General features: G+C 61.3%; 3 protein-coding genes. All 3 read left to right on the top strand.

Features of this window, described 5'->3' with window-relative positions; translation table 11 throughout:
• Positions 1-79 (top strand): hypothetical protein (locus VV867_RS30980; protein WP_328568432.1); only part of this gene is annotated, 79 nt, incomplete at its 5' end.
• 48 nt (positions 80-127) lie between these two features.
• Positions 128-1,009 carry a glucose-1-phosphate thymidylyltransferase RfbA gene (gene rfbA, locus VV867_RS30975; protein ID WP_328568441.1) on the top strand — a complete coding sequence of 294 codons (882 nt, stop codon included), beginning with the start codon at positions 128-130 and terminating at the stop codon, positions 1,007-1,009.
• On the top strand, positions 1,009-1,119 hold a 111-nt coding region (locus tag VV867_RS30970; RefSeq protein ID WP_328568442.1), incomplete at its 3' end, for a dTDP-4-dehydrorhamnose 3,5-epimerase family protein. The genes rfbA and VV867_RS30970, both read left to right, overlap by 1 nt.

Genomic DNA, 1,119 nt, shown 5'->3' with positions numbered 1-1,119 from the left:
GTACCTGGACAACCAGGCCTGGGTGAACAACGTCACCAGCGGCGCATACCGTGAATGGGTAGGTAAGCAGTACGCATAAGCCACGCCTCTCTACCTCGAATTAGAAACTGACGGATCAGATAGCGACATGAAACGCAAAGGAATCATCCTCGCCGGCGGCTCCGGCACCCGCCTCCATCCGGCGACCCTGGCCATCTCCAAGCAGCTGCTGCCGGTCTACGACAAGCCGATGATCTACTACCCGCTCAGCACCCTGATGCTGGCGGGCATCCGCGACATCCTGATCATCTCCACCCCGCAGGACACCCCGCGCTTCGAGCAACTGCTCGGCGACGGCAGCCAGTGGGGCCTGAACCTGCAGTACGCCGTGCAACTGTCCCCGGACGGCCTGGCCCAGGCATTCCTGATCGGCGAAGAGTTCATCGGCAACGACCTCTGCGCGCTAGTGCTGGGTGACAACATCTACCATGGCCACGACTTCCAGGAACTGCTGGTCAACGCCATGCAGCGCGATGCTGGTGCCAGCGTGTTCGCCTATCACGTGCATGATCCGGAACGTTACGGCGTGGTCGAGTTCGATGCCGATGGCAAGGCCATCAGCCTCGAGGAGAAACCGGCCAAGCCGAAGTCCAGCTACGCGGTGACCGGCCTGTACTTCTACGACAACCAGGTGGTCGACATCGCCAAGAGCATCAAGCCCTCCGCCCGCGGCGAACTGGAGATCACCGACGTCAACAAGGCCTACCTGGAAGCGGGCAAGCTTTCCGTGGAGATCATGGGCCGCGGCTACGCCTGGCTGGACACCGGCACCCACGACTCCCTGCTGGAGGCCAGCCACTTCATCGCCACCCTGGAAAACCGCCAGGGCCTGAAGGTCGCCTGCCCCGAAGAGATCGCCTTCCGCCAGAAGTGGATCAGCGCCGAGCAACTCGAAGCCCTGGCCGCCCCGCTGGCCAAGAATGGCTATGGCCAATACCTGAAACGCCTGCTGGTCGAGACCGTCTACTGATGAAAGCTACCCGTCTTGCAATCCCCGAAGTGATCCTGATCGAGCCCAAGGTTTTCGGTGACGACCGGGGTTTCTTCTTCGAAAGCTTCAACCACCAGCAATTCGAGGAA

The sequence above is a fragment of the Pseudomonas sp. JH-2 genome (genome assembly GCF_036231725.1).
In the GTDB taxonomy this organism is placed as follows: Bacteria; Pseudomonadota; Gammaproteobacteria; order Pseudomonadales; family Pseudomonadaceae; genus Pseudomonas; species Pseudomonas delhiensis.
The sequence above is the reverse complement of the archived record's forward strand: the minus strand, read 5'-3'. Positions and strand labels throughout refer to the sequence as shown.

What these genes read in the sequence shown, in the direction of transcription:
- rfbA (WP_328568441.1), top strand. Translation starts at nt 128, where the DNA reads ATGAAACGCAAAGGAATCATCCTCGCCGGCGGCTCCGGCACCCGCCTC.